The 5,426-nt window shown below is 71.2% G+C and carries 6 protein-coding genes; all 6 read left to right on the forward strand.

Annotated elements, in window-relative coordinates; all coding sequences use genetic code 11:
* Window positions 1-95 precede the first annotated feature (95 nt).
* The 6 genes from AB0G28_RS49010 (at window position 96) to AB0G28_RS49035 (ending at window position 5,325) form a co-directional block, all read left to right on the forward strand.
* Window positions 96-1,145, forward strand: coding sequence for an ABC transporter permease (locus AB0G28_RS49010; RefSeq protein WP_361106499.1), 1,050 nt, complete (start codon window positions 96-98; stop codon window positions 1,143-1,145).
* Between the two features lie 27 nt (window positions 1,146-1,172).
* On the forward strand, window positions 1,173-2,168 hold the full coding sequence (locus tag AB0G28_RS49015) for an ABC transporter substrate-binding protein (RefSeq protein WP_361106501.1): 996 nt from the start codon (window positions 1,173-1,175) through the stop codon (window positions 2,166-2,168).
* A gap of 199 nt (window positions 2,169-2,367) precedes the next feature.
* A complete protein-coding gene (locus AB0G28_RS49020; protein WP_361106504.1) occupies window positions 2,368-3,069 on the forward strand; it encodes a hypothetical protein in 702 nt (233 codons plus the stop codon).
* A 39-nt stretch (window positions 3,070-3,108) separates the two neighbouring features.
* Window positions 3,109-4,161: a histidine kinase gene (locus AB0G28_RS49025; protein WP_361106507.1), complete on the forward strand. Its 1,053-nt coding sequence runs from the start codon at window positions 3,109-3,111 to the stop codon at window positions 4,159-4,161.
* The gene (locus tag AB0G28_RS49030) at window positions 4,158-4,913 is read left to right on the forward strand and encodes a LytTR family DNA-binding domain-containing protein (protein ID WP_361106510.1); all 756 of its coding nucleotides are present in this window, start codon (window positions 4,158-4,160) and stop codon (window positions 4,911-4,913) included. The genes AB0G28_RS49025 and AB0G28_RS49030 overlap by 4 nt, the downstream gene beginning before the upstream one ends.
* A gap of 61 nt (window positions 4,914-4,974) precedes the next feature.
* Window positions 4,975-5,325 carry a hypothetical protein gene (locus AB0G28_RS49035; RefSeq protein ID WP_361106513.1) on the forward strand — a complete coding sequence of 117 codons (351 nt, stop codon included), beginning with the start codon at window positions 4,975-4,977 and terminating at the stop codon, window positions 5,323-5,325.
* The last annotated feature ends 101 nt before the right edge of the window (window positions 5,326-5,426 follow it).

Genomic DNA, 5,426 nt, shown 5'->3' on the forward strand with positions numbered 1-5,426 from the left:
CCATCAAGGACAGCCAGCATGAAAGCCATACCCGCCCCGCCTGCACACCCCGATCATTCCGGACGACCGGGGGCACACCTGAAAGGTAGGGCGGCGTGAGCGTGTCCAGTCCCCCGAAAGACATCCAGGAAGCGCCGGACGCGGGCTTCGGCAAGCGGCCACTGGGCAAGCGCCTGGTCGGTGCGAACACGTTCTGGATCGCGCTGGTCCTGCTGGCGCTGATCGTGGTGTTCAGCGCGATCGCCCCCGGCGAGTTCCCCACGCTGTTCACGTTCCAGACGCTGCTCATCGAGACGTCGGTGCTGCTGGTGCTGTCGGTCGGGATGACGTTCGTGATCATCACCTCCGGTATCGACCTGTCCGTCGGCTCGGTGCTGATCTTCGCCGGCATGGTCGCCGGCAAGGTCATGGAGGCGATGTCCGGCGGCAACGCCTCCAACGCCGGCTGGGGCGTCATCACCGTCGGCCTGATCGCCGCGGTCGTCGCCGGCACGGCGTGGGGCCTGGTCAACGGGTTCCTCATCGCGGTGGCGGGCATCCCGCCGCTGATCGTCACCCTCGGCACCATGGGCGCGGCGCTCGGCGCGGCCTACCTGCTCAACAACGGGTCGGACGTGCGGAGCATCCCGGTCGTGCTGAACCAGACCCTCGGCTACGGCACGTCGTTCGGCATCGTGCCGAACCTGGTCATCGTCGCCGTGGTGATCACGCTGATCGGGGCCTGGCTGCTGCACACGACGAAGTTCGGCCGGTACACCTTCGCGGTCGGCTCCAACGCCGAGGGCGCGCGGCGCGCCGGCATCGGCGTCACCCGGCACCTGCTGAAGGTGTACACGCTGACGGGTTTCCTGGCCGGCATCGCCGGGTTCCTCTCGCTGGCGTACTACGCGTCGACCACGATCTCGGCGCACACCACCGACAACCTCAACGCCATCGCCGCGGTCGTGATGGGCGGCACGAGCCTGTTCGGCGGCGTCGGCTCGGTGCTGGGCACGGTGATCGGCGTGTTCATCCCGGCCGTGCTCAAGAAGGGCTTCAACATCACCCACGTCCAGGACTTCTGGCAGATGATCGCCGTCGGCGCGGTGCTCATCGCCGCCGTCTGGTTCGACCAGCGACGCCGCCGCCGTCGCAACTCCCGCTGAGTTCCCCACAAGTACAAAGAGGTGCTTATGAAGCTGACCAAGACTCTCACCGCCATGGGTGCCGTGGTCTCCGCGGCGGCGCTGCTCACCGCGTGCGGCTCCGGCACGGTCGGGCAGACCGGGTCCGGCGACTCGGCCAAGCCGGCCGGGAGCAAGAAGCTGGCCCTGATCCCGGGCGTGCAGGCCGAGCCGTTCTACATCTCGCTGCAGTGCGGTGCGGAAGCCGAGGCGAAGAAGCTCGGCTACGAGCTGACCACGCAGGCGCCGCAGAAGTTCGATGCGCCGATGCAGACCCAGCTCGTCAACGCGCTCGGCTCGAACCCGCCGGCCGCGCTGCTCATCGCCCCCACCGACGACACGGCGATGCTCGCGCCGATCCAGCAGGTCAAGAACCGCGGGGCGAAGATCGTCGAGGTCGACACCTCGCTGAAGGACACCAGTGTCGCGGTCTCGTCCGTCTCCTCCGACAACACGGCCGGGGGCAAGCTCGCCGCCCAGACGATGGCCAAGCTCGCGGCCGGCAAGAGCGGTTCGGTCCTGGTCCTCGACACGATCGCGGGGACGTCCACCACGGCCGCCCGCGCGAAGGGCTTCGAGGACGAGCTGAAGAACACCCCGAACCTGAAGTCGATCGGCGTCCAGTTCACCCAGAACGAGCCGGACCAGGCCGCGTCCAAGGTGACGGCCGCCCTGTCGTCGACCCCGGACCTCATCGGCGTCTTCGCGACCAACCTCAACACCGGTGAAGGCGCGGCCACGGGCCTGCGCAACGCGGGCAAGGTCGGCGCGGTGAACCTGATCGGCTTCGACGCCAGCCCGTCGGAGGTCGAAGGCCTGAAGAACGGCCAGTACCAGGCGCTGATCGCCCAGGACCCCGCGTCGATCGGCACCCAAGGCGTCCAGCAGGCCGTCGCGGCCATCGAGGGGAAGACGGTGACGCGGAACCTGACCGCGCAGCTGCACTCCATCACGAAGGCGGACATGGACGCCAACTCGCAGTACTTCTACAAGCAGAGCTGCTGAGGTGTCCGTCAGAGTCCTGCGAGCGGTGCGCGCACCGCTCGCAGGGTTCTGACCAGCAGGTTCACCGCCAGTGAACAGGCACTGCCAGTCACCGCGGTGGGAGAACCGCTCACCGCACGCCCCGTTCCCCCGGCCGAGTGTCCCCCGTCACACTCATCTGCACATGCATCGGCACATGCATGATCGCAGGGAGGGTGCGGTGAGGTACGAACGACCAGCTTTACACCGGACGATCTTCGCCGTGGACGTCGAGGGCTACGGCGACCAGCGCAGGACGACACCACACCGCCTGGCGCTGCGCGCGGGACTCTACCGCGCGCTGGACCGGGCGTTCGACGACGCCGGCGTCCCGTGGCGGGACTGCCGGCCCGACGACTGCGGCGACGGCGTCTTCGTCCTCGCCCCGCCGGAAATCCCGAAGGGGCTCTTCGTCGAGTTCCTGCCCGCCGCGCTCGCCGTCGCGCTGCACCGGCACAACCGGACGCACGACCCCGGCGCGCGGATCCGGCTGCGGATGGCGCTGCACGCGGGCGAGATCGCCTACGACGACCACGGCGTCACCGCGCCGGCCATCAACCACACGTTCCGGTTGCTGGAGGCGAAGCCGCTGAAGGAGACGCTCAAGGCGTCGCCCGGCGTGCTGGCGCTGATCACGTCGGCGTGGTTCTTCGACGAGGTCGTCCGGCACAGCGACGGGCTCGACCCGGCGACTTTCCGGCCGGTGCCGGTGGCGGTCAAGGAGACCCGCACGACCGGCTGGATCTCGCGGCCCGACCGGCCGTACCCGGCGAACGCGAGCCTGCTGGGCGGCGTCACCTCGATCGACCACTACCGCACCTGGCGCCGGTTCCGCCGCCACGCCCAGGTGCTGGCCGACCGGGAGGACGCCACCTGGCCGTAGGATCAATTCCCCTGGACACCGCAGCCGAGGGGAGGCCCGATGACCGTGCACCTGCGCGCGGCGTCCCGCGCCGACCCGCTGCCGGTGCTCGCCGCCGCCCGCCGGATCACCGACGACCTGCGCGACGGCCTGTCCGGCACCCGCGCCCGCCGCGCCGCGCACCGCCTGCGCCGGCTGTTCGGCTTCCCCGGCCTCGGCCTCACCGACCTCTCCGGCGCGCTGCTGTGGTCGGGACGGCCGGGGCCCGACGACGCCGTCGCTTCGGTGCTCGAAAGCGTGCTGCACACCGAGGAACCCGGCTCCGCGCCCGACGTCCTCGTACTGCCGCTGCACGTCCGCGACGAGCTCGTCGGGGCACTGCTCGTCGTGGGCGACGTCCGGGACGCGGTCGCGGGCGAGGCGGCGGAACTCGTCGTCCAGGCCCTCGAACGAGCGCGGCTCGAGGCGTCGGCGGAACAGGCCGCGCAGGCCGAACTGCGGGCGCTGCGGGCGGAGATGTCCCCGCACTTCGTCTACAACGCGCTCACGGTGATCGCGTCGCTGGTGCGCTCGGACCCCGACCGGGCCCGCGACCTCATGCTCGACTTCGCCGACTACACCCGCTACAGCCTCGCCCGGCACGGTGAGTACACCGTCGTCGCCGAGGAGTTCCGCGCGATCGAGACGTACCTGGCCCTGCAGAAGGCGGTGCTCGGCGAACGCCTGCGCGTCCAGGTGCGCGTCGCGCCGGAGATCCTCGCCGTCGCCGTCCCGTACCTAGTGCTGGAACCCCTGGTGGAGAACGCGATCCGGCACGGCATCGAGCCGCGGTCGGGCACCGGGCAGGTCCAGGTGCACGGCCAGGCGGAAGGGAACGACTGCGTGATCTTCGTCGAGGACGACGGGGTCGGCATGGACCCGAAACGGGCGGCGGACCTCCTCGCCGGCCGCGTCGGCGAGGACGACCCGGCCGGTCTCGGACTGGCCAATGTGGACAGACGGCTGCGGGACGTCTACGGCGCCTGGTACGGCCTCACGGTGGAGACCGAGGTCGGCGCGGGCACCCGGGTGATCGTCCGGGTGCCGCGGTTCCAGCCGGGGGTGCTGCCGTGACCGGGCTCCGGGTCTTGGCCGTCGACGACCTGCCACCCGCACTCGACGAACTCTGCCGCATGCTGCGCGAAGCGCCCGAAGTCGGCGAAGTCGTCGGCGCGGCCGACGCGCTGAAGGCGTTGAAGCTGCTGCAGGCCGACCGCTTCGACGCGGTGTTCCTGGACATCTCGATGCCGGGCCTCGACGGCTTGGAACTGGCATCCCTGCTCGCGAAGCTGAGCGAGCCGCCGGTGATCGTGTTCGTCACGGCCCATGACGGCCACGCGGTGGCGGCGTACGGCATCGGCGCGGTCGACTACCTGCTCAAACCGGTCCGCGCGGAACGGCTGTCGGCGGCGTTGGCGAAGGTGCGGCGGATGGCGACGCCGGCGTCCCGGCCGACACCCGACGCGATGGCGGCGCTGCCGGTCGAGTCGGGCGGGCGGACCCGGTACGTCCGCCGCGACGACGTCCTGTTCGTCGAGGCCCACGGCGACTACGTCCGCCTCCACACCCGCGGCGGGATCCACCTGGTGCGGATGCCGATCTCACGGCTCGAGGAGTACTGGGAGGGGACGGGGTTCAGCCGGGTCCACCGCGGGTTCCTCCTCTCCGTGGGAGCGGTGCTGGAACTGCGGAGCGACACGGCGGGCGGGTTGCTGGCCCACACCGAGGCGGGCGACGTCCCGGTCAGCCGCCGTCACGCCCGCGACCTGCGGGACAGGCTGCTGGAAGCGGCCCAGCGCGGCCAGCTCGGACCGGGCGCCCGATGAGTGCCGCACTGATCCTCAGCCGCGACCGGCGACAGCCGGCCCCAGCCCGGCCGGGCCCGCGATGACCAAGATCCGCCGGGTCGCCGTCACCAGCCCGCAAACCCGGCTCGCCCACGCACGCCGCCGGTCGCGCGGCCGCTGGCGCCAGCCCCGCCTCCCCGCGGGCGACACCCAGCGCGCCACGGCGCTCTACCGCGCGCAACGCCGTCGTGGCATCCCCGCTCTCGTCCTCATGTTCGCCCTCCTCCTCGGCCTCCCCGGCGTCTTCGCGATCTTCCCGGCCCTGGACACCGTGCGGCTGCTGGGCATTCCGGTGTCCTGGCTGATGCTCGCGGTCCTCCCCTACCCGGCGATGGCCCTGCTGGCCCGCTGGCAACTGCGCCGCGCCGAACGCCTGGAGGACGACCGGTGACCCGAGCACCCCAATGTGGCGTTGGTTGCGTCAGACGCACCCAATGTGGCGTTCGGGGGGTGCCAACCCACGAACCCCCCACAGGCGGCCGGGTGGGCGGG

Origin of the sequence: Amycolatopsis sp. NPDC021455 (assembly GCF_040640995.1) — a bacterium.
GTDB lineage: Bacteria > Actinomycetota > Actinomycetes > Mycobacteriales > Pseudonocardiaceae > Amycolatopsis.

Excerpts from the sequence above, each read along its gene's own strand:
- AB0G28_RS49015 (WP_361106501.1), top strand. The coding sequence starts at position 1,173 with ATGAAGCTGACCAAGACTCTCACCGCCATGGGTGCCGTGGTCTCCGCG.
- AB0G28_RS49025 (WP_361106507.1), top strand. The coding sequence starts at position 3,109 with ATGACCGTGCACCTGCGCGCGGCGTCCCGCGCCGACCCGCTGCCGGTG.
- AB0G28_RS49035 (WP_361106513.1), top strand. The coding sequence starts at position 4,975 with ATGACCAAGATCCGCCGGGTCGCCGTCACCAGCCCGCAAACCCGGCTC.